Source organism: Halobacillus sp. A1-3, assembly GCF_050971765.1.
GTDB classification, from domain to species: Bacteria; Bacillota; Bacilli; order Bacillales; family Halobacillaceae; genus Halobacillus; species Halobacillus mangrovi_B.
Genome location: NZ_JBPCEO010000001.1, coordinates 326,233 through 351,828 on the forward strand (window position 1 = coordinate 326,233; position 25,596 = coordinate 351,828).

General features: G+C 43.7%; 22 protein-coding genes and 1 riboswitch. Of the genes, 12 read left to right on the top strand and 10 right to left on the bottom strand.

Features of this window, described 5'->3' with window-relative positions; translation table 11 throughout:
- Positions 1 to 11: 11 nt before the first annotated feature.
- Both ACRYKC_RS01535 and ACRYKC_RS01540 read left to right on the top strand, forming a co-directional pair.
- Positions 12 to 1,196 carry a M20 metallopeptidase family protein gene (locus tag ACRYKC_RS01535; protein ID WP_433804883.1) on the top strand — a complete coding sequence of 395 codons (1,185 nt, stop codon included), beginning with the start codon at positions 12 to 14 and terminating at the stop codon, positions 1,194 to 1,196.
- Entirely contained in the window at positions 1,189 to 2,487 is a 1,299-nt protein-coding gene (locus ACRYKC_RS01540) for a Zn-dependent hydrolase (protein WP_433804884.1), read from the top strand. The genes ACRYKC_RS01535 and ACRYKC_RS01540 overlap by 8 nt, the downstream gene beginning before the upstream one ends.
- Before the next feature lie 80 nt (positions 2,488 to 2,567).
- Here the strand turns inward: ACRYKC_RS01540 and ACRYKC_RS01545 are convergent, their stop codons facing one another.
- A complete protein-coding gene (locus tag ACRYKC_RS01545; protein ID WP_433804885.1) occupies positions 2,568 to 3,836 on the bottom strand; it encodes a tetratricopeptide repeat protein in 1,269 nt (422 codons plus the stop codon).
- Positions 3,837 to 4,204: 368 nt separating this feature from the next.
- Between ACRYKC_RS01545 and codB the strand changes: the two genes are divergently transcribed.
- From codB to ACRYKC_RS01565, 4 genes are all read left to right on the top strand, one after another.
- Positions 4,205 to 5,461 carry a cytosine permease gene (gene codB, locus ACRYKC_RS01550; protein WP_433804886.1) on the top strand — a complete coding sequence of 419 codons (1,257 nt, stop codon included), beginning with the start codon at positions 4,205 to 4,207 and terminating at the stop codon, positions 5,459 to 5,461.
- The gene (gene codA, locus ACRYKC_RS01555; RefSeq protein ID WP_433804887.1) at positions 5,458 to 6,705 is read left to right on the top strand and encodes a cytosine deaminase; all 1,248 of its coding nucleotides are present in this window, start codon (positions 5,458 to 5,460) and stop codon (positions 6,703 to 6,705) included. Before codB ends, codA begins: the two co-directional genes overlap by 4 nt.
- A 144-nt stretch (positions 6,706 to 6,849) precedes the next feature.
- Complete coding sequence (locus ACRYKC_RS01560; protein ID WP_433804888.1) at positions 6,850 to 7,365, top strand: hypothetical protein; 516 nt, start codon at positions 6,850 to 6,852, stop codon at positions 7,363 to 7,365.
- An 83-nt stretch (positions 7,366 to 7,448) separates the two neighbouring features.
- A complete protein-coding gene (locus ACRYKC_RS01565; RefSeq protein ID WP_433804889.1) occupies positions 7,449 to 7,691 on the top strand; it encodes a hypothetical protein in 243 nt (80 codons plus the stop codon).
- 362 nt (positions 7,692 to 8,053) lie between these two features.
- Here the strand turns inward: ACRYKC_RS01565 and ACRYKC_RS01570 are convergent, their stop codons facing one another.
- Positions 8,054 to 9,679 (bottom strand): L-lactate permease, encoded by a 1,626-nt coding sequence (locus tag ACRYKC_RS01570; protein ID WP_433804890.1) that lies wholly within the window; start codon positions 9,677 to 9,679, stop codon positions 8,054 to 8,056.
- Between the two features lie 28 nt (positions 9,680 to 9,707).
- A complete protein-coding gene (locus tag ACRYKC_RS01575; RefSeq protein ID WP_433804891.1) occupies positions 9,708 to 10,673 on the bottom strand; it encodes an L-lactate dehydrogenase in 966 nt (321 codons plus the stop codon).
- Positions 10,674 to 10,961: 288 nt separating this feature from the next.
- Between ACRYKC_RS01575 and ACRYKC_RS01580 the strand changes: the two genes are divergently transcribed.
- The gene (locus tag ACRYKC_RS01580; protein WP_433804892.1) at positions 10,962 to 11,168 is read left to right on the top strand and encodes a hypothetical protein; all 207 of its coding nucleotides are present in this window, start codon (positions 10,962 to 10,964) and stop codon (positions 11,166 to 11,168) included.
- 43 nt (positions 11,169 to 11,211) lie between these two features.
- Here ACRYKC_RS01580 and ACRYKC_RS01585 read toward each other — a convergent pair whose 3' ends face one another.
- The gene (locus ACRYKC_RS01585; protein WP_433804893.1) at positions 11,212 to 11,952 is read right to left on the bottom strand and encodes a DUF4352 domain-containing protein; all 741 of its coding nucleotides are present in this window, start codon (positions 11,950 to 11,952) and stop codon (positions 11,212 to 11,214) included.
- A gap of 60 nt (positions 11,953 to 12,012) precedes the next feature.
- On the bottom strand, positions 12,013 to 13,494 hold the full coding sequence (locus ACRYKC_RS01590) for an alkaline phosphatase (RefSeq protein ID WP_433804894.1): 1,482 nt from the start codon (positions 13,492 to 13,494) through the stop codon (positions 12,013 to 12,015).
- A gap of 570 nt (positions 13,495 to 14,064) precedes the next feature.
- On the opposite strand from ACRYKC_RS01590, the gene ahpC reads away from it, so the two are divergent.
- The 4 genes from ahpC to ACRYKC_RS01610 all read left to right on the top strand — a co-directional run bounded on the left by ahpC (position 14,065) and on the right by ACRYKC_RS01610 (position 18,054).
- Positions 14,065 to 14,628, top strand: a complete 564-nt coding sequence (ahpC, locus tag ACRYKC_RS01595) for an alkyl hydroperoxide reductase subunit C (protein WP_433804895.1) — start codon at positions 14,065 to 14,067, stop codon at positions 14,626 to 14,628.
- A 13-nt stretch (positions 14,629 to 14,641) separates the two neighbouring features.
- Positions 14,642 to 16,171 (top strand): alkyl hydroperoxide reductase subunit F, encoded by a 1,530-nt coding sequence (gene ahpF / locus ACRYKC_RS01600; RefSeq protein ID WP_433804896.1) that lies wholly within the window; start codon positions 14,642 to 14,644, stop codon positions 16,169 to 16,171.
- A gap of 286 nt (positions 16,172 to 16,457) precedes the next feature.
- Complete coding sequence (locus ACRYKC_RS01605; protein ID WP_433804897.1) at positions 16,458 to 17,123, top strand: hypothetical protein; 666 nt, start codon at positions 16,458 to 16,460, stop codon at positions 17,121 to 17,123.
- Between the two features lie 391 nt (positions 17,124 to 17,514).
- Positions 17,515 to 18,054 (top strand): DUF420 domain-containing protein, encoded by a 540-nt coding sequence (locus tag ACRYKC_RS01610; RefSeq protein WP_433804899.1) that lies wholly within the window; start codon positions 17,515 to 17,517, stop codon positions 18,052 to 18,054.
- A 571-nt stretch (positions 18,055 to 18,625) separates the two neighbouring features.
- Here the strand turns inward: ACRYKC_RS01610 and ACRYKC_RS01615 are convergent.
- The 5 genes from ACRYKC_RS01615 to ACRYKC_RS01635 form a co-directional block, all read right to left on the bottom strand.
- Positions 18,626 to 19,621 (bottom strand): aldo/keto reductase, encoded by a 996-nt coding sequence (locus tag ACRYKC_RS01615; RefSeq protein ID WP_433804900.1) that lies wholly within the window; start codon positions 19,619 to 19,621, stop codon positions 18,626 to 18,628.
- Between the two features lie 64 nt (positions 19,622 to 19,685).
- On the bottom strand, positions 19,686 to 20,801 hold the full coding sequence (locus tag ACRYKC_RS01620; protein WP_433804901.1) for a 5-methyltetrahydropteroyltriglutamate--homocysteine S-methyltransferase: 1,116 nt from the start codon (positions 20,799 to 20,801) through the stop codon (positions 19,686 to 19,688).
- A 95-nt stretch (positions 20,802 to 20,896) separates the two neighbouring features.
- Positions 20,897 to 20,995, bottom strand: a riboswitch (SAM riboswitch).
- 65 nt (positions 20,996 to 21,060) lie between these two features.
- Positions 21,061 to 21,621, bottom strand: a complete 561-nt coding sequence (locus ACRYKC_RS01625; RefSeq protein WP_433804902.1) for a sugar O-acetyltransferase — start codon at positions 21,619 to 21,621, stop codon at positions 21,061 to 21,063.
- A 156-nt stretch (positions 21,622 to 21,777) separates the two neighbouring features.
- Positions 21,778 to 23,289: a malate:quinone oxidoreductase gene (locus tag ACRYKC_RS01630; protein WP_433804903.1), complete on the bottom strand. Its 1,512-nt coding sequence runs from the start codon at positions 23,287 to 23,289 to the stop codon at positions 21,778 to 21,780.
- Between the two features lie 190 nt (positions 23,290 to 23,479).
- The gene (locus tag ACRYKC_RS01635) at positions 23,480 to 24,376 is read right to left on the bottom strand and encodes a metallophosphoesterase (RefSeq protein WP_433804904.1); all 897 of its coding nucleotides are present in this window, start codon (positions 24,374 to 24,376) and stop codon (positions 23,480 to 23,482) included.
- Positions 24,377 to 24,814: 438 nt separating this feature from the next.
- On the opposite strand from ACRYKC_RS01635, the gene ACRYKC_RS01640 reads away from it, so the two are divergent.
- Complete coding sequence (locus ACRYKC_RS01640; protein WP_433804906.1) at positions 24,815 to 25,582, top strand: TerC family protein; 768 nt, start codon at positions 24,815 to 24,817, stop codon at positions 25,580 to 25,582.
- The last annotated feature ends 14 nt before the right edge of the window (positions 25,583 to 25,596 follow it).

Below are 25,596 nucleotides of genomic sequence, written 5' to 3' on the forward strand. Positions count from 1 at the left end.
GGAGGAGCATCATGTATGAAGCAATGATCGAACAGTTAGAAAAAGAATACCCAGAAATGGTCCAATGGCGCCGTTACTTTCACGAGAACCCTGAGCTTTCCTTCCATGAGGAACAGACACCGAAGAAGATCGCTGCCTTCCTGCGTGATCTTGGAGTAGAAGATGTAAAAGAAAAGTTCGGCGGACGCGGAGTCGTCGCTAAGATACATGGGGACCTTCCTGGAAAAACAATTGCATTAAGAGCTGATTTTGATGCCCTCCCGATTCAAGATGCGAAGGACGTCGACTATAAATCCAAAGTCCCAGGCGTGTCTCATGCTTGCGGTCACGATGCTCACACTTCCCTACTGCTTCATACAGCAAAAGTGCTTTACCAGCACCGGGAACACTTACAAGGCACAATTATACTGATTCATCAGTTTGCTGAGGAACAGACGCCAGGTGGAGCGAAACCGATGGTCGAAGCTGGATGTTTGGAAGATGTAGATGTCATATTCGGTACTCACCTATGGTCCACGTTCCCGGAAGGAAGCATTTTTGTCAAAAGCGGACCATTGATGGCGGCTTCCGACCGTTTCCACATTCACATCCATGGGAAAGGCGGTCACGGTGCTCTCCCACAGGAAACCAGGGACCCAATCGTATGCGGTTCATCCATCGTCCAAAGCTTACAGCAGGTTGTAAGCCGGAATGTTGATCCGCTCGAATCGGCTGTTCTCTCTTTTGGCGCTTTTGAATCTGGCGGTCCTTTCAATGTGATCCCGGATACGGCGCAGCTCACAGGTACGGTCCGCACTTTTTCTACTGTTGTACAAGCGATAGTCAAAGAACGCATGCATGAAATCGTCAATCATGTAGGAAAAGCTCACGGAATGGAATGCACACTGGAATATGATGATGGTTATCCAGCCCTGATCAATCATGAAAAAGAAACCAAATACGTCCAACAAGCAGCAGCTGAATTATACGGAGTGGAACACTGCCAGGACATGAACCCGATGATGGGTGGCGAGGACTTCGCTTATTACTTGCAGCAAAAGCCAGGGGCCTTTTTCTTTACCGGCGCTGGCCATCCAGAAGCCTTTCCGCACCATCATCCACATTTTGATATCGTTGAAAAAGCCATGCTCCAAGCGTGTCAGATGTTTATCAAATTAATAGAAATCAGCAATAAGGAGGGAAGTCAGAATGGATGAACGTGTAAAAACGTGGAAAGAGGGCTACACTCCCCTTCCCCGCCACCAGCATCTGCCGATTGATCGATTCGTAAAATATTTCAATGCTATAAACAGCATCGGCGTGACAGAAATTGGTGGAAATAGCCGCTTCCCTTACACAAAAGAATACAGAGAAGCTGTAAATTGTATCAAAGAATGGATGAAAGAAATTGGAATGACGGTACACGAAGACGCCATCGGTAATGTGTACGGGAAAACCAAAGGCATTTATACTCACAAGAGCTTAATGATCGGCTCTCACATAGATACGGTCCCAGATGGAGGTATGTTTGACGGCCTGTTAGGAGTGTTATCAGCTCTTACAGCTGTAGAAGCGTTCGTCGAACAAAATGGTATGCCTAAATGGTCGATTGAGGTCGCAGCTTTTGTTGACGAAGAAGGCTCTCGTTTCAACCACGGTTTATTCGGTAGCCGGGCAATGATCGGGGAAATCAGTGAGGATACCATCCACCACTATTATGACGACAAAGGGATTTCGATGGCAGAAGCGATGAAAGCCGATGGACTTCATCCTGAGCAACTCGAGAGCGTAAAAAGGGATATGAGCCAGTTGATTGGCTATTTAGAGCTGCATGTCGAGCAAGGAATTGTGTTGGAGGAAAATAACCAACAGATCGGAGTCGTTGATGGAATCGCTGGACCGGCAAGAGAAACGTTTACGTTCTTGGGAAGTGCCGACCATGCAGGAAACACACCGATGAATATGAGAAAAGACGCCTTGATCGGCGCAAGTCAGTTCATTTCAGCGATTGAAGAACTCCCAGGTAAATTCAGTGGGTCTGCCGTAGCTACGGTAGGGAAAATCTCGAATTACCCTAATGGAACGAACGTTATCCCCGGAAAAACAGAGGTTACCGTAGATATCAGGGACGTAGAGGAAGATGTAAGAGAAGAGTTGATCGAGGAAATCAAAGCGACCGCTCAGAAAATAGCGGACAAGCGAGAATTAACCCTTGAGATCTCAAATGGCATCCGAGTCCAGCCTGTACGAATGAATGCTCAAATGACGGAGATGATTGAAAGCTCAACGAAAGATTTGAATCTATCCTATCGAAGAATGCCCAGCGGTGCAGGGCATGACGCGATGCTTGTCGGGAAGAAAATTCCGGCCGGCATGATCTTCGTTCCTAGTCATAAAGGGAAAAGTCATACTCCAGAGGAATGGACTTCTATGAGTGATTGTCTTGACGGGATATTGGTTCTTGAAAGAACGTTAGGAAAAATTTTATCGACGTATAAAGAAGATTAAAAAGAGGTTGTCGCTTGCAACCTCTTTTTCTAATAATCTTTTATATCCTATGAGATTTATAGAGATCAGTTTTTAACCTGCTACTGAATCACTATCCCCTCGCTTTTCGCCAAATCATCCGCGACAATTGCTACGCCCTCGACCTTTGTACCAGGTTCTACCTTCGGCTGGACAGATGGATTTAATGGATAGGACTTCCCATCAAATTTGAGCCGCGCAAAAAAGCTTTCCAATCCTCCGCCAGCGACATATAAAATGATATCTCTGTATCCATTCGTTTTCGTTTTGCTGATAATGACAGGATTCCTGACTAATGAGAAACGTGACAACAACTGATATTCCCCATTTTTCTGGTTAAATATAGCCCCGCTGCATCCGCCTGTACCACAGACATACGAACCTACAAGGTAGACGAACACCTCAGGATTGCCATCATCATTCAAGTCCATCGTGTTGTAAAAGTATCGGATTTTTTCCTCAGGGGGCAGCTGAAATTCTTTTTTGAGCGCTTCCTCAAGTTTTACATCCCGTTTCGCTTCTGAACAGACGTAGGTCAAAGCGGAAAAATCAATTCCGTCCTGATTTTTAAAAGGTTCATACGGGCACAGGTTTCTCTTTAGAGCCATCAATCCTTCTCTAGACGGGTAAGGATAGTCGAAGGCCAACGCGCGCTCGATCGATGCTAAAGCCTCCTGCCTTTTCCCTGTCTTGATCTGGGCATCGGCTAAATAATACCAGTAGGTCGTCGAATCCTTTCGCTGCAGAAGTCGTTGATAATAGTTCGCGACTTTTCTGAAATAGTATGGATATACATCTTCTGGGAGGACAAATTGGTTATCCTTAAAGCGGTAGACTTCTACTTTATACGCATCTCCAGTATCGTGCTTCCAAAGGGCAAGTTCGTACACACCGTCTCTTCCCTCTGCTCCCTCTACATCTTCGACCTCGATCATACTATAATACTTATTCCCTTCAACCAGATCCTTCAGTCCGTCTTCCGTCCATTCATAGATGCTTAGATCTGACCAGATCGCTCCGACCTGCCACCCAACCACCAGGTTATTTCGGCCCCTAATCTTGATTGGTGCTGCTCCGAAACTCGTGACATGATATCCCTTTCCTTTGACTGTATCCGCTACATTCCAGTCGTTTTCATAGTATTTCAAGACAACGAGATAATGTTCTCCTCTGAAATTATACACACCGACGATCTCTGCTGAGTCATCTCCATCCAAATCCACCAATCCGATGACCGGCAGGCGGTTCGGAGCTGCACCCCATTCAACGATTTTGGCCGTCGGTGGTAAAAAGCGCTGGACGGTAGTGAGAGCACCTTCCAGATTCCACATACGTCCCCCTCCTTTTCAAACTAAATATATGCGGGGGATCAGCTAATTAACGTTGCTATGAATTCTAAACCTCTAGCACAAATTAGAAACCTTATCCAAAGAAAAACAGTTGACAATCCTTCCTAATCTTTGTCATAATGTCGACAACAACATACTGGTACCTTTAATTCAGTCCCGTGAGGCTGACAAGGACAGCGCGCAGAGAGAGATCAGTGGGAAACGTACACCCTTTTAGAGGAGTGGTGTACCTTTCTCATGGATAATCGAGGCTTCTTGTCGGACAAAAACGGCAGGAAGCCTTTTTTTGTCCACGATCTTTCCCGCTCCCCGGTACCGGTGTCTTACTACAGATACTGGAGGAATGAAAAATGAAAACAAATCAACACGATTTTGCATTAACGGCTGTACCACAATCAGAACGACAAGGATTTTGGAAAATGCTGATGGTGATGATGGGACTCACCTTCTTCTCTGCAAGCATGTGGTCAGGAGGTACACTCGGTGCAGGATTAACGTTTGTTCAGTTTATAGCGGTTGTACTAATCGGTAACCTGATCCTCGGAGCTTACACAGGCGCACTTGCTTATATTTCTGCAAAAACAGGTCTTTCCACACACTTACTAAGCCGCTATGCTTTTGGTGAGAAAGGTTCTTACCTTGCCTCTTTCCTGCTTGGCGGAACACAAGTCGGCTGGTTCGGCGTTGGAGTGGTCATGTTCGCCCTTCCGGTTCAGAAAGTGACTGGCATCGATATGACCTGGCTGATCGCTGGCGCAGGAATATTGATGACTGCCACCGCATTTTTCGGAATGAAAGCATTGATGATTCTCAGCTTCATTGCTGTACCGATGATCACGATTTTAGGAAGCTTTTCTGTATTCAAAGCAACCGAAAGCATGGGCGGCCTGGAGCAGCTTTTGCAGCATGCTCCATCTGAGCAACTTGGACTTGCGGCGGCGCTAACGATCTGCATCGGATCCTTTATCAGTGCAGGCACGTTAACACCAGACTTCACGCGTTTTTCCAAAACAAAGAAATCGGCCGTCACCAGTACGGTCATTGCCTTTTTCATCGGGAATTCCCTCATGTTCCTGTTTGGTGCGATTGGAGCTATGGCGACAGGAAAAGCCGACATCTCAGAAGTAATGTTTACGCAAGGACTGATTATTCCAGCCATTCTGGTACTCGGATTAAACATCTGGACAACGAACGATAACGCGCTCTATGCATCTGGACTCGGCTTTTCAAGCATTACGAAAATCAGTAAAAACAAAGTGGTCATTTTCAACGGTATTCTCGGAACGCTGACGGCGATGTGGCTGTATAACAACTTCGTCGGCTGGTTGACGATGCTCGGCTCTGCGCTTCCGCCGATCGGAGCGATTATCTTAATCGATTACTATCTTTATAGACGGGATCAATCAGCTGCCTTTGAACAACAGTCGTTCCAACAAGTGAAATGGACAGGCATCATCGCCTGGGCAGCAGGTGTCGCGGCAGCTCAATGGGTGCCTGGCATCGCTCCCGTAAATGCCTTGATTACTTCAATTCTTGTTTATACCATCACATCCAAGTTGTCTGAACAATTCGTAGACAACAAGATGAAAGAAGGAGAAGCTGCATGATTATCAAACAAGCGAAACTGCGAGGCAAAGAAGGTCTATGGTCCATTAGAATGGATCATGGCATCATCCAGGAAATCACCCAGGAACAACGAAACGAAGAAGATTCAACTATTATTGACGCAGAAGGCTCGCTCGTCCTTCCTCCTTTCGTCGAGCCGCATATCCATCTGGATACGACTCTAACGGCAGGAGATCCGGAATGGAACAAAAGCGGAACCCTGTTTGAAGGTATTCAGCGCTGGTCAGAACGAAAAGATAAGCTCACCCATGATGACGTGAAAGAAAGAGCCAAGCAGGCGCTCGCCATGCAAATCTCAAACGGGATTCAGCATGTTCGTACCCATGTCGATGTGACGGACCCTGAACTAACGGCTTTGAAAGCTCTTATAGAGGTAAGGGAAGAAATGAGTCAGGAAGTCGACCTTCAACTCGTTGCCTTTCCTCAGGAAGGCATCCTCTCCTATCCGAATGGCAAGGAGCTGCTGGAGGAAGCCTTGAAGCTTGGGGCCGACGTCGTTGGCGCGATCCCTCACTTTGAGTTCACCCGCGAGTATGGGGTGGAATCGTTGAAAATCGCTTTTGACCTCGCTGAGAAATATGATCGATTTGTGGATGTGCACTGTGATGAAATTGATGATGAACAATCGCGGTTTGTCGAAGTGGTCGCAACAGAAGCGTTAGAAAGAGGGATGGGCGACAAAGTGACGGCAAGCCATACAACGGCGATGGGCTCTTACAATGATGCTTATACGTCCAAGCTTTTCCGCCTCTTGAAGATGTCAGGTATTCACATTATTGCAAACCCACTCGTCAACATCCATCTGCAAGGACGATTTGACAGCTATCCGAAGCGCAGAGGATTAACGCGAGTGAAGGAACTAAATGAAGCAGGCATCAACCTTGGATTTGGTCATGACGACATTTTCGATCCATGGTACCCGCTCGGAACAGGAAACATGCTTCAAGTGCTTCACATGGGACTTCATCTCTCTCACCTGATGGGATATGATCAAATCAAACAGGGCATAGATTTCATTACTGAAAACAGCTCCCGTATTTTGAACTTGAATGAAGGGTACGGTCTTGAAGCGGGACGACCAGCCAACCTCATCATTCTTGATGCGGAAGATGAATACGAAGCGGTCAGAAAGCAGGCGGCCGTTCGCTATTCGATCCGCAGGGGCAGAATTTTGGCTGAAACGAAACCGAGTGAAACAACGCTGCATTGGGATAAAAATAAATAGAATTGCAGAAAGACCGGCTTGGTGGCCGGTCTTTTTGTGTGTAAGAGTAAACTATTAAAAACCTTATCCCCTTTATGCTCGTCTCATACTATAAAGGGGCTTTTAATAAATTACCAGACTATTTATTTAGGGAGGAGTTTAATAGTGATAAAAGCAGCAGCGATCCTTTTTCCGTTCTTTCTCTTTATTTCCACTCCATCTTCCTTCGCTTTCCCAGTAGACACGAACCTATCACCTACAAACGAGATAAAACATTCAACCACCCAAGAGTGGATAGAAAATTATGATGCAAAACTTAAGGTTATAACTCTACAGTCTAAGGAAGTTATCGAAATTACGGAACAAAATAAAGTCGTAGAGATCATCAAGGCGATAAATGCTGCTTATGATCTCGACTCTATTATTGAAAAACAGACGAAGTTAGGTGTGCTAGAGTTCAATGACCTCCAATCCATCGATGTTTATCTTTCAGAAGATAGAGAATCCGTTTTTTTGTACATGAACGAAGATGCTAAGGTGCTTACATTAGAAGAATTTCACGAGTTATTCCACTCATCAGGAAAAGCTGAGCCTGTTCCTCCAGGGTATGATCCTAAGAGTTTTCCACCTCTGCCAAAAGGAGAAGGATTGGATTCTGAGGTTATAGAAAAGTTATATTAAACTCTCCATGATCGCTTATAGTTAGCTATAAATCTATCATTTAATCATGCACTGGAGGTAAGCTTGTGAGAAGGTTCTTACTTATGTCATTCATATGTTTAGCCATTTCCGGCTGTACGAATGACTCCGAAGAATTTGAAATAACCGGAGAAATTACTAGGATTGAGGATGAAATGATTTCAATAGGCACCAGGGAAATCATAGTCAATAATGTAACGAAATATAAGGTTGGCCAAAAAGTGAAAGCCACTTTGATTGACCATACAGCAGAGGAAGATTGGGACCCTGATGACTATGAAGTGAAAGAAATTGAGATCATTGATTAATATTATTTACTAGAATGATTAATAAATGAAAGGATGCATGTACTTGAACTTCATAGCCAACTTCATTGAGTATTGTCTTTCTAGTAAAAAAACGCTGGTGTACTCTGCTTTAAGCCAAAAAGAATATTATAGGGCCTATCAAATTTAAAATCAGCTTCTATTAAATACAGGATTGCCACAACCTCAAATATGTCGTCAGCACAAGAAGGGTCGTATAATGATTATGGAACAGAATATAAATTTTACGTAAAAAAAGAAGATGAAGGAGAAGCTTTAAAAGCCATTCATTCCAAAAACTAAAACAGCCGTTAATTGAATAAAAAACACCACCCGTATATCGATACAGGTGGTGTACATAGCTATTAAATCCCAATTAAAGATAATAAGAACGTCGTAACACAAACGATGATCAATAAGCCTAAACTGTACTTTAATGTCATCTTAAATAATGTTGACTCTTGACCCGTTTGTTTTACCGCCGCAGTGGCAATAGCGATCGATTGCGGGGAAATGAGCTTAGCCATCACGCCGCCAGCTGTATTGGCCGCAAGTAACAGGGCAGGGTTTGCCATGATTTGATTCCCTGTGACCACTTGCAGGTGGCCGAATAACGCATTGTTACTGACGACAGAACCCGTAATGAAAACACCGAGCCACCCGAGAATTGGACTAAACAGCGGAAACAGATTTCCGGTTTTCGCAAGAGCAAGTCCAATAGAAGAACTCAAACCGGCAAAGTTGGATAAGTTTGCGAAACCCATGACAAAGCATATAGTTAAGACGGGAATCCACAAATCCTGGATGGTTAGTTTCAAAGAGTCCATCCCTTGAGGCAATGTAATTGCTGAACTGAACATTCCAGTCAGGAGAACGGCCACTAAAATCGCTGTTCCCGTCGCTGAAATCAGGTCTAATTTAAAAAGGGCATCCAAAGCTACCGTATCTGGAGCGATCGGTGGTGCTTTTTGAATTTCCTGGTGTAGAAAAGGAATCGGTATAAATGCTGTCGTTTTTCCTAAAAGCCCGCCTTCATTGAAAAGAGCTTTAAATCCAGGTAAGCTCCAAACGGTTATGGTTGCCGTCAAAATATAGAATGGAGACCAGGCTTTAATGATTTCTTTGATGCTGTAAGCTTCACCCTGCTGAACTTCCGGAGCGTTTGCTTCACGGTGAATCGTTTTCGGCTGCCATTTTCTTAAGAATAGAGCTAATCCAGCCATACTTGCCAGCGCCGCAAGAATGTTCGCAAGCTCAGGTCCTAAGAATAGGATCGTGAAGATTTGTACTCCTGTATAGATACCGCTGACGACCAGCAGTGCAGGCAGTGTCTCTTTAATACCTTTTATTCCATTTAAAATGAACACAAGCAGAAACGGAATGGCGAAAGAGATCATCGGCAGAATATACGCAAGTGTCCGGGACAGTTCCATCGTTTCAAGATTTCCCATCTGGGCTCCTACAATAACTGGGATCCCAATAGCACCGAAGGCCCCAGAAGCAGCGTTAGCAATCAAGCATAAGGCCGCTGCTTTTAGCGGACGGAAGCCAAGCTCTACAAGAAGAGCAGCACTGATGGCAATCGGTACTCCAAACCCTGCAGCGCCTTCAAGGAACGCGTTGAAGCTGAATCCGATTAATAATAGTTGAAGGCGCTGATCCTGGGAGATGTTCGCGATACTGGACCGAATCACTGTGAACTTTCCCGTACGTACGGCGATTTTGTACAGCCAGACAGCCATGATAACGATGTAACCGATTGGCCACAGTCCATTGGCTACGCCGTGCAGAGAAGCAGAGACAGCTTTCGCCATCGGCATGTCAAAGAATAAAACAGATACGAGAATACTTAGGACAAGGGTGAGAAAAGCGGCTAAGATCCCCTTCATTCTGAACCGTGTCAGCGCTAAAAAGAAGAAAAAGATGGGCAAAGCCGCAATTAGCGCACTTATAAATACATTTCCAAAAGGGTCGTACTGTTGTAACCACATTGGCGATCAACTCATTTCTACGTTTAAACTATGATGTTGGCTGGTTTTCAAAATTAGCGTTTAAGATTTCTTTAAGGACTTTAGCACTGTGATCGAATTGTTTTTGTTCTTGTTCATTTAAGCTGATTTCTACGATATTTCGGATTCCTTTACGATTCACAACTGCAGGTACTCCAATATAAACGTCCTCTGTGTTGTATTCTCCATTCATATAAGCACTTACAGTCAGAATGCTATTTTCATTGTTAAGAATCGCTTTTGTTATCCGAGTCAGTCCCATGGCAATCCCATAATACGTGGCGCCTTTTTTCTCGATAATATGGTAAGCCGCATCACGCACATTTGTGAAAATCTCATCAAGATCTTCCATGTTGTATTCTTCATGACGCTGTATTAATTCAAGGATAGGTACCCCGCCGATTGTGGCATGGCTCCATACAGGTAACTCCGTATCTCCATGTTCGCCGATGATATTGGCGTGAACGTTAGAAGGAGTGACATCAAAATATTCTCCTAATAGAAAACGGAATCGGCCAGAATCAAGGATCGTTCCACTTCCGATGACGCGCTCTTTCGGTAGTCCGCTGAATTTCCAAGTGGCATAAGTGAGAATGTCTACTGGGTTTGTGGCGACTAAGAAGATGCCCTGGAATCCGCTCGCCATGACATTGTCTACAATCGTTTTAAAGATCGCCAAATTCTTTTTCACAAGATCCAGGCGAGTCTCTCCAGGTTTTTGGTTAGCCCCTGCACAAATACAAACGATGTCGGCATCTTTACAATCTTCATAGTGACCGTACCATGTTTTTGTTGGATTTGGAGCGAAGACTTTACCATGGTTCAAGTCCATGGCATCCCCCATCGCCTTATCTTCATTCAAGTCGATGATGACGAATTCTTCGGTAACGGATTGGTTCAGCATAGCAAAGGCATAGCTGCTTCCTACAGCCCCTGCTCCAATAAGTGCAACGCGGTTAACATGTTCTCTAGTCATATGAATTCCTCCTAAAGGATGGTTAGTTATTATGTTTGTGAATCATTTCACATTTATATTGTGCAATACTTCACAAATACGTTCAAGGGGTTTTGTGATATTTTTCACAATTATTCTTGTATTAATAAAAGTAAGCGATTTCTTGTTCACATTTTGTTCAAAAGTCTCTTTTGTAAATGAAAACCGTATAAGCGGGACGATGAATGTAAAGGAAATTGTTGGTGGGCTTTCGAATAGATACAAAAGGACGGTTATTTTCCAACCACTGGTCAAAAAGGAGAATTGATCATGAAACACTTTCAAAATAAGCGTTATTGGATCCTCATGCCCCCATTTTTTGTGGCGTTCATTCTTCTGTATATCTTTCTTCCTTATCCGTATAAGCTCTATTCGCCTGCTATTATGCTAGTGTTCTGGATTGTCTATTATTTGTGGATTGATATCGTGGTAAGAAAACATAAAAAGCAGAAGCGCCAAGCCTTAGATCAAGAGTAAAAAGGAGGGATAGCGGATACCCGCTCCCGCTCCATTTACAAGTTTACTCAAACGAGATCGTGTATGATTTCCCCTTCTCCACGGACTTCTCTTTTTGAAAAACATCACTCGTATAAACCGTGAACTTCTCCAGCGTGTCCTTATCGCCTTTTTCTAAAATAAAACCAAGTTGGCCTTTCCGGGCCTCACCCGGCGTATAATCTCCGTGCAGTTCTTCCAAATAAAAATCATCCTGGAACCCTTTTTTCTCCCCTGTATTCGTCTCTAAATGAGAGACAGGAGCGAAATTCACCTGCTGCTCGGAGGTGTTTTCGACCGTAACCCTGAGTTTCAAATAATTAAAACTGCTCTCTTCATGAGTAAACCCGTGGAAGAAATCGATCATGTCTGGTGATGGCTTGTAGTGCATGAATTTCGCTTCGTGGATGGTGACGTTCATCGGGCCGACATCGACCTGCTGTTCTTCTGGTGCATAGGCGAGCAGACGGATTTTTCCGTCCTGGTCCTTATGAGTTGCGCCTATTTCAGTCAGTTCACTGTCATTGGGAGCCTGCGGACTTTCAATAAATGTATCTTCAGATGTGTCACCAGTCGTCTCTTCCTTCTCTTTAGGTGTCCCCTCTTTATCTTCGGCAGCTTCTGTCTGCTCTTCAGTGGCCTGTTTCTTCTCATCCGTGGCTTCAACCTTCTCTTCTTTTTCTTCCGCCTTTTGATTCGCACCGCTCTCACTTGTACAGGCCGTCATAAGGATCACCAATAAAACCAGCCATCCGATTCTTTTCATGTCTATCCCTCCGTATGTAAACAAGGAGCCTCTGAGGATTCAGAGACTCCTTCACTTGCATTAGTCCTGGTCGTGGCCGTTTCCATGACCTTTATCATGTCCTTTGCCATTACCCTTATCGTGACCTTTCCCTTTGCGGTCTGCTTTCACAAGTTCAAATAATTTCTGTCCTGTTGCGCTGTTTTCAATGGATCCGCTAAACTCCATTTTTTCTGGACCATACGCATAGATATTTACGTCTACACCGGTATGACCGCTTGTCGTCCAGCCTGTACCCGAGCGGACATCGTAGATATGCTCAATCGCGTTATCGACTTCCCTTGTGTTGATTTCTCCTTCTTCAGGCTGCGCTGCGTCTTTAACTGATTGGATTTCTTCCTCTGTCAACTCTAGTCCGCTGTAAGAGTTGAGTACTTCTTCTACAGCTTCACCATCTGCAATTTGAGCTGCCATGTAGTCAGGCGTACGTTCTGCCGCATCTATTACATCAGGATTGAACACATATTCCGAGCCGCGTCCGATAGACAATCCGCCTGTAGAATGGTCAGCCGTTGTTACGACAATCGTGTTCTCATCTTTTTTCGCAAATTCGATTGCTTCTTTGAAGGCTTCCTCAAAATCTCTCATTTCACTCATAGCTGCAACGACGTCATTGTCGTGTCCAGCCCAGTCAATCTGGCTTCCTTCGACCATGAGGAAAAAGCCGTCCTTGTCGTCGCGTAGTTTATCTAATGCAGTTGTGGTCATTTCGCTAAGCGAAGGCGTCTCTTCACTTCGGTCGATCGCTTTATCCATTCCTTTTGGTGCAAAAAGTCCAAGCAGCTGCTCGTTATCGCTTGCTAGCATTTCTTCTTTTGTTGTCGCATAGTCATAACCGTCTTGCTTGAAAGCTTCGACTAAATTACGGTCGTCACGTTCAAAGTAGCTCGTTCCGCCGCCAAGCATGACATCAACTTTGTGTTCACCGTTGACCATTTCATCGTAGTAGTCATCTGCAATGTCATTGTAATTGTTTCGGGATACATCGTGTGCGCCAAAGGCTGCAGGAGTCGCATGGTTAATCTGAGAGGTTGAAACAAGACCTGTAGCTTTTCCTTGTTCTTTTGCTTCTTCGAGGACGGTTTTCGTTTCTTCCTGGTCTAAATCAACGCCGATGGCTCCGTTATACGTCTTGATTCCAGATGCCATAGACGTTGCTGTTGCAGCTGAATCCGGAATATTTTCCTTAACATCCCCTTCTCCGCCGTCAAAGTAAGGATCCCAGGAATATGTACGCTGCATACCTACTTGATACGGATCAAAGGCAGTAGATTCCATCTTTTTCGTCGAAGGATCATCGTTCATGTAGCGGAGCATCGTCGTGAAAGAAGGTCCCATGCCATCCCCGACCATGAAGATCACATTCTTCACTTCTGAGTGGTTCTTCTTATCCGGTTTTGCATCCACTGTCGGTGCCTGGGAAGTTGCTACTACCCCAATCACCAATGAACTGATCGCAGCAAAGGTGATAAGCTTACTTTTAGCCAATTTTTTTAACATCATAAACCTCCTAAATAAGATTAATATCGACCTTATCTACCATTCTAGTCCTACCGTAGTGGGGTATACAACATGTCATTCTATTTATTTCCAATAAATGATAGAGTTGGAAGAGTGAGAGAAGTCGCAGGTTCCTTCCTAATCTTCTAAAATTATCTGATACTTTCGAATGATTTTGGTAGAAAAAATGGACAAGTCATCCTAACGCTTTAGTACGGGAACTCTATCGACGTGAATCAATAGGCACCTTTCTTCTTCCATTCTATTCTCTTGCTGCTTAGCAATTCGGCAGGTGTGCTTGCACCATTTGAGCATTGCCTCTTAAAGAAAGCACACTCCCCAACCCGTTCTAATTGATAGGGTGCCAGATTAATTGATAAGCTACCTATATAAATGAAAGTCCGTCCTCCTTTTTAAGGCAGACGGACTTTTTCATTCATTCTAATTCGACAAAATTGTGAAGCAGTTGACAAAAAACCAATCGTATATAATAATATTTATTGAATTAGAATTATTATAGATTACTCACTATAATCTATTACACTACAACATACCTACTAGGAGGATTTTTTTATGTCTCTAATCGGAAAAGAAGTACAACCATTCCAAGCGAAAGCTTTTAAACAAGGTGAATTCGTCGACGTATCAAACGAAGATTTCAAAGGTCAATGGAGTGTCGTTTGCTTCTACCCTGCAGATTTCTCTTTCGTATGCCCGACAGAACTTGAAGACCTTCAAAATAACTATGAAGCACTGAAAGAACTTGGTGCTGAAGTATACTCTGTTTCTACAGATACTCACTTCGTACACAAAGGCTGGCACGACAGCTCAGAAAAAATCGGTAAAATCAAATACACGATGATCGGTGACCCATCTCAAACGATCTCCCGCAACTTCGACGTATTAAACGAAGAAGAAGGTCTTGCTGACCGCGGTACATTCGTAATCGACCCAGATGGCGTTATCCAGACTGTAGAAGTGAACGCAGGCGGAATCGGCCGCGATGCAGATACAATCATCAACAAAATCAAAGCAGCTCAATACGTTCGTCAAAACCCTGGCGAAGTTTGCCCGGCGAAATGGGAAGAAGGTAACGACACCCTTACGCCAAGCCTTGATCTTGTAGGTAAAATCTAAGGAGTGTAGCTAAATGGTTCTTGATGCACAAATTAAGGCCCAATTAAACCAATATTTAGATTTGATGGAGGGCGACGTTGTACTGAAAGTCAGTGCTGGAGACGACGATGCCTCCAAAGAGATGCTCGGTCTTACCGATGAGCTTGTCTCCATGTCCCCTCGCATTACCGTAGAAAATACAGAACTAAAACGAACACCTAGTTTCAGCGTGAACCGTCCTGGTGAGGACACTGGCATTACATTTGCTGGTGTTCCGCTGGGCCATGAATTCACTTCTCTCGTCCTTGCTCTCTTGCAAGTAAGCGGGCGAGCGCCGAAAGCAGATCAAAGCGTGATCGATCAGATCTCCAACATCAGCGGCGAGTTTCACTTCGAAACCTACGTCAGCTTAAGCTGTCACAACTGCCCTGATGTCGTACAGGCGCTGAATTTGATGAGCGTGCTGAACCCGAACATCACGCATACGATGATAGACGGCGCCGCTTATAAAGAAGAAGCCGAAAGTAACAACGTCATGGCCGTTCCATCCGTTTACGTCAACGGCGAATTCTTTGGTGGCGGTCGTATGACGATTGAAGAAATCATCGGCGAAATCGCTGACGGCCCTGATCCAGAAGAGTTCAACAACAAAGACCCTTATGACGTGCTTGTTGTCGGCGGCGGTCCTGCGGGATCCTCTGCGGCGATCTATACTGCTCGTAAAGGCATCCGTACCGGTGTTGTCGCGGAACGCTTCGGTGGTCAGGTTCAAGACACGCTATCTATTGAAAACTTCATCAGTGTGAAAAAGACAGAAGGACCGAAAATGGTCGCAAGTCTTGAAGAGCACGTGAAGGACTATAACATCGACGTCATGAATCTTCAGCGCGCAAGCCGTCTTGAGAAAAAGGACATGTTCGAGCTTGAACTCGACAACGGCGGCGTCCTGAAAAGTAAAAGCGTCATCCTTTCAACAGGAGCCCGCTGGCGTCAACTCGGCGTTCCTGGCGAAGAAGAATTCAAGAACAAAGGTGTGGCCTACTGCCCTCACTGTGACGGTCCATTGTTTGAAGGCAAAGACGTTGCGGTTATCGGTGGCGGAAACTCCGGCATCGAAGCAGCGATCGATCTCGCCGGAATCGTCAAGCACGTCACGGTTCTTGAATTCGGCGCTGAACTGAAGGCTGATGAAGTGCTTCAAGAGCGCGTAAACAGCCTGCCAAACGTAACTGTTATTACCAACGCACAAACGACTGAGATCACAGGTGATGATAACGTCAACGGCCTTACCTATATCGACCGTGCCTCTGGCGAAGAGAAGCACATCGAGCTTGAAGGTGTATTTGTCCAAATCGGCCTTGTGCCGAACACCGAATGGTTAGGCGACACTGTTGAGCGTACCAAAACAGGTGAAATCGTCGTCGATAAACACGGCGCAACCAACGTTCCTGGTCTGTTTGCCGCAGGTGACTGCACAGACAGCCCGTACAATCAGATCATCATCTCGATGGGTGATGGAGCGAATGCTGCGTTAGGTTCATTTGATTATCTTATCCGAAATTAATCCCTATAAATAAGAAGAATCCGTCCATTTGGGTAGAAGTGGACGGGTTCTTTTTTATGGAAATAGAATTTAAATTTGTATTTAGCATTTCATTCTAGTAATGTATTATTCCACTAAAGTCTCCTAATCTCAAAAATCGACTTAAGTATAGTTTTTTAGACTTAGTTCTATTATCATATATTACTATATTTCAGATACAGCTCTTGTCTTTTATTGACATAAATTCCCTTTCAGAAATTATTATAGAATGGTCAATTAAATTACATATTTTGGAGAGGGAGATTTTATGAAGAGAAAGCTTAAGTATTTGTGTTCGTTGATTTGTACTGTATTGTTGTTTTCTGCATTCTCATTAGCTTTTGGCCAATCTGTAAACGCTTCCGAAACAATTGAACAGCCACTCTTAGAGGAAGAACTATTTTCTGAGAACGGTGATTTCATCAAGTTCCTTAAAGGTGTTGAAAACCTTCCATATGGGATAGAAAAACAAGGAGCAGAAAAAGTTGCAAAGTGGTTAACTAATAAGACAGGAGTAGAAGTTATCGCAGAGGACGAAAATTTACTAATTCCATCTTTAGCTAATGTTAATCTAGGTTCTGATCAGCATATTGGAAATGTTAATATAGGTAGTGACCAAACTACTACTGAATCTACAGTAACAACGATGGGGACTTGGTCGTGTATCACTGCAGTTGGGCTAATGATAGGAACTGTTGGATTTCCTTTATCTAAGATTCTAAAACTCAAGAAAGCTATTAGCCTTCTCGGGGGAGTAACCAAAACGGTCGAAAGAATTTACGAAAAGTACAAATTATACCGCAGTTGGAACTATACTAGAACTTATGCCTGGAAAAGAGCCGTAAGTAAGACATCTTCTACACTTGGATCAGATGTAAGATATGCTTTCCTTGATTTCTTTAACATAACAAACGTTATAAATCAGTGTACATAATAAGTAGGGAAGTAGGTGAGAGCAATCAAATCTTTAAGGTTACCATTTAAATTAGCAGTTATTTTATTAGCCATATTCCAATTATTCACGATTTACAACAGTTGGGGTGATAACCTGCCATTAACCCTAATTTCCGCTTTTATTCTCTTAGGTTGTATTGTTCTAATTGCGACAGATAGGTCTTCAAAAAGAGAGAATTGATAAGGCCAACATAGTCGTAAGGAAGTAAGGTCCGAACCATTAAAAACGGACCTTACTTTTTTGTTTGTATAAATAAACCCGTTTAAAAAACACTTTTCCTGCAAAGTTACCAATTCTGTCACCGCTTATATAATGAATTCCACCGCCTAATTTACTATACTAGGTATGAATGACTTCATAGAGATGGAGGATGAATGTGACTACAACAAACAAAGAATTCAACTATGTACCGTGGGTCGTCGGCTTATCGATTGCCATCAACGCGATTGTCGTCGCCCTGTTATTTATACCGAAGTTCGAACCGCAAACGGGCTTTGATGTGACGATCCTGCCACTGCTGAATGCCGTATTGAACTCGTTTACGTTCGTGTTTCTGTTAGCGGCGTTATATATGATTCTTAAGAAAAATGTGAAGTGGCATAAACGCTTTATCTTTGCTGCCTTCACAACCACGGCTTTATTTCTCGTTTCGTATTTAACGTACCACTCCATGGCGTCCTCGACGTCGTATGGCGGCGAAGGCATCCTGCAGACAATCTATTACTTTATTTTGATCACTCACATCGTGCTTGCTGCAGTGATCGTACCGCTTGCGTTACTGACGCTTGCCCGAGGTCTGACGATGAAAGTGGAAAAGCATAGAAAGATTGCCCGCTGGACGATGCCGTTATGGCTATATGTAAGCTTAACAGGGGTGCTCGTTTACTTGATGATTTCCCCTTATTATTAAAGATTAATGATGAGACTAAGTTACCCCCCTTGGTTGTAAAAAACAACCAGGGGGTTCTATCATTCCTATATTTTCTTACCCATTTTTTGACCCCTGTTGATCCATACATACGAAAGAGAATTTTATTTTGTTTCAAAATATCCCTTATTTCAACGATGGCTGAGTTTATTATCTAAAACCAGGATGCGAAACCTCAAACCACATCGCGTATATTTCAAGACTTAAATTATCTGAATTTTGAAACCAATTAAAGTTCTTTCCGTAAATAAATAAAGATATAAATCTCAACTGTTGAAACTGCAGGCTAGTTGTTCCACCAATATGCAAATTCAAGGAGGGAATGTTATGGCTGAAGGATTTTTTTTACTATTAATTGTGTTAACAACTGTTGTGATCATCGGTAAAAGGAAAAAGAAAAAGTAATGAATATAACCTTAAGTAACCCTTGATTACCCTGTAATAAACTTTATCATCAAAAATTTCGATCCTTTCTAAATAAGATAATAAAAAACAGAACGCCTGACATTCAAATCCAAGCGTTCTGTTTTCTGTTTTTACTGTTATTTACTCATTAGCGGGAGTGCACCGGAAGTGGCGCATGTTCAGAAACAAAGCCTCTGTTTACAAGCTCGTCCCAGAACTCTTTCGGAACGTCTCGCTGAATCATTTCCAAGTCTTCTTTAATGCGGTCCGGACGTGTAGAGCCCGGAATCACAGATTTTACCGCCGGATGTGCGGTAGAGAACTGCAATGCAGCCGCTTTTAATGGAACGTCGTATTTCTGGCCAATCTCTTTTAGCTGATTGACTCGTCCGATAATGTCTGCCCCAGCTTTTTCATAATTGTAATGGTCCCCTCCAAGCAGTACACCGGAGTTATATGGACTGCCAACGACAATGTCGACATCCTTCTCTTCAGCAGATTTCATCATTCTTTCTAGAGCGTGGTCGTGATTAAGCAGCGTGTACTGTGTTGCGGATAAGCAGATATCCGGTCGCGCTTCCTCAAGTTCCATCACAAGTTCAATTGGTTCCGTCGTATTGACGCCAAGTCCCCAGCCACGAATCACACCTTCTTCACGCATTTGAGTAAGCACGCGAAAAGCTCCTTTTCTCGCTTCCTCGAATTTGGCAGTCCAATCAACACCATGAAAATCAGGAGACACATCGTGAACGAAGACCATATCTAAACGATCGGTCTTCAGACGTTCGAGACTCTGCTCAATAGACCGTTTTGTTGCATCTTCGGTGTAATCCGTGATCACCTTGTTATCACGGGCATCCTCGAACAGACCCTCTTTTTCCTCAGTCTCCTCGGTAATATAGCGGCCGACTTTCGTGCTTATCACATACTCATCGCGATCATAATGAGAGAGCACTTCACCAAGCCGCATCTCAGCTAAGCCTGCCCCGTAAAAAGGAGCGGTATCAAAATATCGTACGCCCTGATCCCAGGCGGTCTGAATCGTTGTTTGTGCTTCATCCTCAGGGACAGCCCTAAACATATTTCCTAAAGGAGCTGTACCTAGTCCTACTCTATGTTTTAAAGCATCTTCAAGAGATTTCATGAGTTTAATTCCTCCTTAGTCAATCCTATAGATTTATATCCATTCATAGGAAAAATCAAACATCTCAAGCCTCCTGCCATACCTCATCGGCAATCCTCACGACATGGCGGATTTTCTCCCACTGCTCATCTTCTGTAATCTTGTTTCCTTCTTCGGTCGAGGCAAATCCGCACTGCGGACTTAAGCAAAGCTGACTGACCGGTACAAAATCGGACGCTTCCAAAATCCGGTTCTTCACGTGATCCGGATCCTCAAGCTCACCGAATTTCGATGTGATTAATCCGAGCACAATGGAAAGGTCAGGGCGATTCACATGACGAAGCGGTTCAAAACCGCCAGAACGCTCATCATCGAACTCTAAGAAAAGTCCATCAACATCAAGACCGCCGAAAATAGTTTGGGAGACCGCTTCATAGCTGCCGCTCGTCATGAAGGTCGACTGAAAGTTCCCGCGGCAAATGTGCATCGTTACTGTCATATCCTCCGGTCGTTTCGCAATCGACTCATTCACTACGCGTGCGCATAGTTCAGCGACTTCATCCGGGTTTTGCCCCTTCTCTTCAATGGATGCTCGTCCCTCCTCAGAAAAGAACGTCGCCCATGATGTATCATCGAGCTGCAGATAGCGGCAGCCTTCCTGATAGATTCTCTCAATGAAGCCTTGATAGGCAGTAATCAAGTCTCGAACGAGGTCTTGTTGATTTTCATAGACGTCTTCATCAATCTTCGCGCGGAATAAAAGCATATTTGGACTTGGAATTGTGAGCTTCGCCACCGCATCTCCTGCGATTTGGTTTAGAAAACGGAAATGCTCAATCATATAATGATCCGTGAACCCCACTTTTCCTGTCACTATAATGCCGCGTGCTTTTGTTTCTACTCCATCAAACTGCAAGCCTTGCTCCGTATCATAGCCTTCTACGCCATCTAGACCTTCAAGAAAATCAAAATGCCACCAGCTCCTGCGGAAATCGCCGTCGGTCACGGCTTTCAACCCAGCATTCTTCTGCTTTTCTACTAACTTAAAAATCTCTTCATCTTCTATTTTCTTTAATTCCTGCGCAGTAATTTCTCCCTTTGCCCATTGAGCGCGTGCTTCTTTCAAACGCTCTGGTCGCAGGAAGCTCCCCACATGATCTCCTTTGAATGGTGCGCGCTTCACTTCTGTAGAACTAGACATTTGAACATTCCCTCTTTCTTTTTATGTATTTAGATAATAAAAAGCCCCGCTTCTCAATAAGAAGAGGGGCTGAATATCGTAACGAACCATTTCTCTTCTTATCTTTAAGCTTCACGCTTCTGGAATTAGCACAGTACTTCACGCCTGCTGCTAAGGTTTCGTCGGGCCAGTCCCTCCACCTTTCTCGATAAGAAATAATCTATTTAACTGTTATGAATTACTATACAGGAAGAACCCAAAAAGTGGCAAGAGGAATGATTTAATCCACCTGTTTTATAACCTTCGCTGGTTTCCCTCCGACCACCACATTATCTGGAACATCCTTAACCACAACGGCTCCGGATGCGATGACCGCATTGTCTCCAATCGTCACCCCTGGGTTAATCACTGCTCTTCCCCCGATCCAAACGTTATCACCAATCGTAACCGGTTTTGTATATTCAATTTCTGAGATTCTTTCTTCTGCCTTGATAGGGTGAGTATTCGTATAGATATGTACACCGGGAGCGATCATGCAGTTCTTCCCGATCGTCACTTTCCCTCCATCTAGGATGGTACAGTCGAAGTTCGCATAAAAGTTCTCCCCAACATGAATGTTATAGCCATAGTCACACCGAAACGTTGATTCTGCATAGATTTGTTCTCCAGTCGAACCTAGTAATTCCTTTAATAGAGACGCCCGTTTCTCTTCTTCTAATTCGCTCGTATCATTAAAAGAACGGACTAAAGCTCTTGCTCTCGCTAGGTCTTTTACTAATTCCTTATCTCCTGGATAATACAGTTCTCCGTCTATCATTTTTTCTTTTTCTGTTTTCACCATGGTTCCTGCCTTTCTTTTAACGTTTCTTAGACTTATTCATAAAAAATAACCTTCAATCTAAGGATAGATTAAAGGTTTTATTGATGCTATGCTAGCGATTTATGATCTTTGATGACTTTCTACGCTCTTAAATATAGCGAGAATTAAGGTTTTGGCTTAACTATAGACTGTATCTCTTTCTTCTTTTTCATTCAGCCCAAGCGTCTCCGCCGTTGACGATTTAATCTCATCAATCATCTGCGGATTTTGCATCAGCGACAACCCATAAGAAGGAATCATATCGATTAGCTTAGACTCCCACTCTTTGATATGCTGAGGGAAACAATTTTCCAAGACTTCAAGCATAACGTTAACAGCTGTAGAGGCTCCGGGTGAAGCCCCAAGCAAGGCAGCGATTGATCCATCCTCTGCACTTACCACTTCTGTACCAAACTGAAGCGTTCCTTTTCCGCCTTCTTCGGTATCTTTAATTACTTGCACGCGCTGACCTGCAACGACTAAATCCCAATCTTCACTTTTCGCTTCAGGGATAAATTCACGGATTGCTTCCATGCGCTGTTCCTTCGATTGGAGCACTTGCTGGATCAAATATTTCGTCAGTGGCATTTGCTTTGCTCCTGCACCTACCATTGTCAGAAGGTTATCCGGTTTGACGGAGTTCACCAAATCCATCAACGAACCTTCTTTTAAGAACTTAGGTGAGAAGCCGGCAAACGGCCCGAATAGCAATGACTTTCTACCGTCAATATATCTGGTATCCAAGTGCGGCACCGACATTGGCGGAGCGCCGACTGGAGCTTTTCCGTATACCTTAGCCTCATGCTGCTCGATGACTTCCGGGTTATTACAAACCATAAACTGTCCGCTTACAGGGAAGCCGCCAATTCCTTTTCCTTCTGGAATTCCGGATTTTTGCAGTAAATGTAAAGCTCCGCCGCCATTGCCGATAAACACAAAATCTGCCGTTTGGCATGCGAGTTTTTCGCCAACGGTGTCGCGAACGGTCACTTCCCATTTTCCGTCTTCGGTGCGCTTAATATCCTCAACACTATGATTATAGTTCACTTCAACACTACTATTTTCCAGGTTATCAAACAGCTTACGGGTTAACGCTCCAAAATTCACATCTGTTCCCGTATCCATTTTAGTTGCCGCAATCGGATCCTTCGTTTTGCGGTCTTTCATAATCAACGGAAGCCATTTTGCTAGTTTTTCAGGGTCATCCGAAAATTTCATCTCTTTGAACAATGGATTGTTCGACATGGTTTCATAACGTTTCTTAAGAAAGTTTACATTGTCTTCCCCGTGGACCAAACTCATATGAGGCAGGGGTCTGATAAACTCCTGAGGATTACTTAACTTGTTGTTATTGACTAAATAAGACCAGAACTGCTTCGACACCTGAAACTGTTCATTAATCTTGATCGCTTTACTTAAATCAATCGATCCGTCAGGCTTTTCTTTCGTGTAGTTCAGCTCGCACAACGCGGCATGTCCTGTTCCTGCATTATTCCACTCGTTAGAGCTTTCTTCTCCTGATTTTCCTAGCTTTTCATATACTTTAATATTCCAGTCCGGTACTAATTCTTTAAGAAGCGACCCTAAAGTCGCACTCATGATTCCAGCGCCAATTAAGATCACGTCTGTCTTCATTTCTCTGTTGCTCATTTCTACCATCCCTTATTTCTGGAATTTGGAGGAAGGTGTAATGATCATTTAGTCACACCTCTCCTATTCTTTATATACCCACTACACATATGATAACGCTTTATAGATTAAAAAGTCACGCTTATCTAATAATTATACACTATTTGAGTATGGAAAAAAAAGAGAGTCTTAGTCTGGTAACTTAAACAGGTCAGCGCGCCTGTTTCAAGTGAAACTCCGTAATTTCGGGAAAATTGTTTAATCGTAGAGGCACCAGACTTACCCCAATACCTCTATTCACATAGAGCTGGTTCCCATCTGCCCCAAAGTCATCTGTCACCCATCCATCAGCATGAGCTTCCCCCTTGGCGAATAAATCCTTCCAGGACCAATGAGGAGTAAAAGGAACTCTGAACTGACCTCCATGAGTATGGCCTGCTACCGATGACGGTGCTTGCCGAGCCGGAATATCACTGAAGGTATTTGGGTTATGCATGAACACAAACTTTGCTGCTTCTTTCCCAACTTTATTAAAAGCCTCATTCACGTTATCTTCTTCCGGCCAATGGGCACCGATCCCTACCAGATATAAAGGTTGGTCTGTTTCTTTTATGCGTAAAGGAGTAGAAGCGTTGTGCAATACCTTGACGTCGATCCCTTCTAAATCCTCTTTGGTTTTTTCCGCAATTTTCATATTAGGATCAGACTTTTTTTTCATCATGTTATAGTCATGATTTCCAAGAACAGCGTAGACCGGTATCCCGCTCTCAGTAAGAGGTTTTAAATAAGATAGGACTTTTTCCATTTCCTCTTGACGGTCATCCACCGAACGATATACGTAGTCGCCTAGCAGTAAGACGGCTTCAGGTGACCGGGAGATCACTTCATCAACGATATCCTCAAGGTTGGAATCATTATCTAACCACATTCCGACTTGGAAATCCCCAATAGCAATCAGCTCCTTCCCTTCCCATTCAGGAGGAAGATTCTCAATGCTTGCTGTTTCTTCTTCTACTTCTATTAGGTATGGTTCAATCATTCCCCAAACAATAAGGGCAACAATGATCGCTGCTATAGACAGCATGATAATTTTACTTTTCTGTCTCATTTATCTGTCCCCTCTCTCTATATTTCAACTACGATAAGCTGTTACCTGGCTTCTTCAATCCACAAAGAAAAAAAGACATTCTTTTATATAAAAAGCCTGGTCATCCTCTACATTGGTGTACGACTTAAAAAATGATATAGCGGCAGAGGAAATAACCCGATGAAACAACTTTCTCAGGCAGGTGAATCTTTTGGATTACAGACTAATTTCCTTTTTTTCAATAAATAAAACTGCTATTTTACAATAATATTTCAACTTTCCATACCTAGAATCTAATTCTTCACATGTGAAAGGACTTGAGGGTTTAGCAGGACGGTAAAAGAAGCACGATATGTTTTTCATAGTGGCCAGGATTACAGCCCTGCCGTGTAACCGTTTCATCCCTCCTCGCATAGGGAAACGTTTGACATGTTCATTTCTATAAAGGGGTGATCCGACATGGGGTTGTGGATGGAATACGGCTGGGCGCTGATTGTCATCATTGGTCTGGAAGGACTGCTATCTGCTGACAATGCCCTTGTCATGGGCGTGCTTGTGAAAAATCTCCCGGAGAAAAAAAGGAAAAAAGCGTTATTCTATGGAATTGTCGGGGCTTACGTATTCCGATTCGCTGCATTATTTGCTATTTCTTTTGTCTCAAATATATGGCAGGTACAGGCGATCGGTGCTGCCTATCTTCTTTATCTCGGCATCAAAAACTTTTTCCAACATAAAAAAGACCAAAAAGAAGAAAAGGAAAACAACCAGATGGATGATCAGAAAAGCATGTGGAAAGTCATTCTGAAAGTGGAGCTGACAGACATCGCTTTTGCAATCGATTCGATACTGGCCGCTGTAGCAATTGCTGTGTCTCTCCCGAATACACCTCTGCCAGGATTTGGCGGGATGGACGGTGGAAAATTTGCAGTCGTCTTTATCGGGATGGCTATCGGACTTGCGTTTATTCGATTTGCGGCCAACTATGTCGTGAAGTTTATGAAAAAATATCCGGCCCTCGAGAAAGCTGCCTTTATTATCGTAGCCTGGGTAGGGGTGAAATTAGCGGTACATACCCTCGCCCACCCGGAGGTTCAGTGGGGGCTTGTCCCTGAGGGTTTCACCCATCATACCTGGTGGAAGGTGGTATTTTGGGGAGTGATGGCGCTGATCGTGCTCATATCCATTATTGTTGCAAAAAAAGGAACCATAAAACCTACGGCAACTTGAAAAAGCTATAGAAC

What these genes read in the sequence shown, in the direction of transcription:
- ACRYKC_RS01620 (WP_433804901.1), bottom strand. Translation starts at nt 20,801, where the DNA reads ATGTCTAGTTCTACAGAAGTGAAGCGCGCACCATTCAAAGGAGATCAT.
- ACRYKC_RS01570 (WP_433804890.1), bottom strand. Translation starts at nt 9,679, where the DNA reads ATGTGGTTACAACAGTACGACCCTTTTGGAAATGTATTTATAAGTGCG.
- ACRYKC_RS01635 (WP_433804904.1), bottom strand. Translation starts at nt 24,376, where the DNA reads ATGAGACAGAAAAGTAAAATTATCATGCTGTCTATAGCAGCGATCATT.
- ahpC (WP_433804895.1), top strand. Translation starts at nt 14,065, where the DNA reads ATGTCTCTAATCGGAAAAGAAGTACAACCATTCCAAGCGAAAGCTTTT.
- ACRYKC_RS01640 (WP_433804906.1), top strand. Translation starts at nt 24,815, where the DNA reads ATGGGGTTGTGGATGGAATACGGCTGGGCGCTGATTGTCATCATTGGT.
- ACRYKC_RS01590 (WP_433804894.1), bottom strand. Translation starts at nt 13,494, where the DNA reads ATGATGTTAAAAAAATTGGCTAAAAGTAAGCTTATCACCTTTGCTGCG.
- ACRYKC_RS01610 (WP_433804899.1), top strand. Translation starts at nt 17,515, where the DNA reads ATGAATGTGACTACAACAAACAAAGAATTCAACTATGTACCGTGGGTC.
- ACRYKC_RS01545 (WP_433804885.1), bottom strand. Translation starts at nt 3,836, where the DNA reads ATGTGGAATCTGGAAGGTGCTCTCACTACCGTCCAGCGCTTTTTACCA.
- ahpF (WP_433804896.1), top strand. Translation starts at nt 14,642, where the DNA reads ATGGTTCTTGATGCACAAATTAAGGCCCAATTAAACCAATATTTAGAT.
- ACRYKC_RS01630 (WP_433804903.1), bottom strand. Translation starts at nt 23,289, where the DNA reads ATGAGCAACAGAGAAATGAAGACAGACGTGATCTTAATTGGCGCTGGA.
- ACRYKC_RS01535 (WP_433804883.1), top strand. Translation starts at nt 12, where the DNA reads ATGTATGAAGCAATGATCGAACAGTTAGAAAAAGAATACCCAGAAATG.
- ACRYKC_RS01615 (WP_433804900.1), bottom strand. Translation starts at nt 19,621, where the DNA reads ATGAAATCTCTTGAAGATGCTTTAAAACATAGAGTAGGACTAGGTACA.
- ACRYKC_RS01540 (WP_433804884.1), top strand. Translation starts at nt 1,189, where the DNA reads ATGGATGAACGTGTAAAAACGTGGAAAGAGGGCTACACTCCCCTTCCC.
- ACRYKC_RS01625 (WP_433804902.1), bottom strand. Translation starts at nt 21,621, where the DNA reads ATGGTGAAAACAGAAAAAGAAAAAATGATAGACGGAGAACTGTATTAT.
- ACRYKC_RS01580 (WP_433804892.1), top strand. Translation starts at nt 10,962, where the DNA reads ATGAAACACTTTCAAAATAAGCGTTATTGGATCCTCATGCCCCCATTT.
- ACRYKC_RS01585 (WP_433804893.1), bottom strand. Translation starts at nt 11,952, where the DNA reads ATGAAAAGAATCGGATGGCTGGTTTTATTGGTGATCCTTATGACGGCC.
- ACRYKC_RS01565 (WP_433804889.1), top strand. Translation starts at nt 7,449, where the DNA reads ATGTCATTCATATGTTTAGCCATTTCCGGCTGTACGAATGACTCCGAA.
- ACRYKC_RS01575 (WP_433804891.1), bottom strand. Translation starts at nt 10,673, where the DNA reads ATGACTAGAGAACATGTTAACCGCGTTGCACTTATTGGAGCAGGGGCT.
- ACRYKC_RS01605 (WP_433804897.1), top strand. Translation starts at nt 16,458, where the DNA reads ATGAAGAGAAAGCTTAAGTATTTGTGTTCGTTGATTTGTACTGTATTG.
- codA (WP_433804887.1), top strand. Translation starts at nt 5,458, where the DNA reads ATGATTATCAAACAAGCGAAACTGCGAGGCAAAGAAGGTCTATGGTCC.
- codB (WP_433804886.1), top strand. Translation starts at nt 4,205, where the DNA reads ATGAAAACAAATCAACACGATTTTGCATTAACGGCTGTACCACAATCA.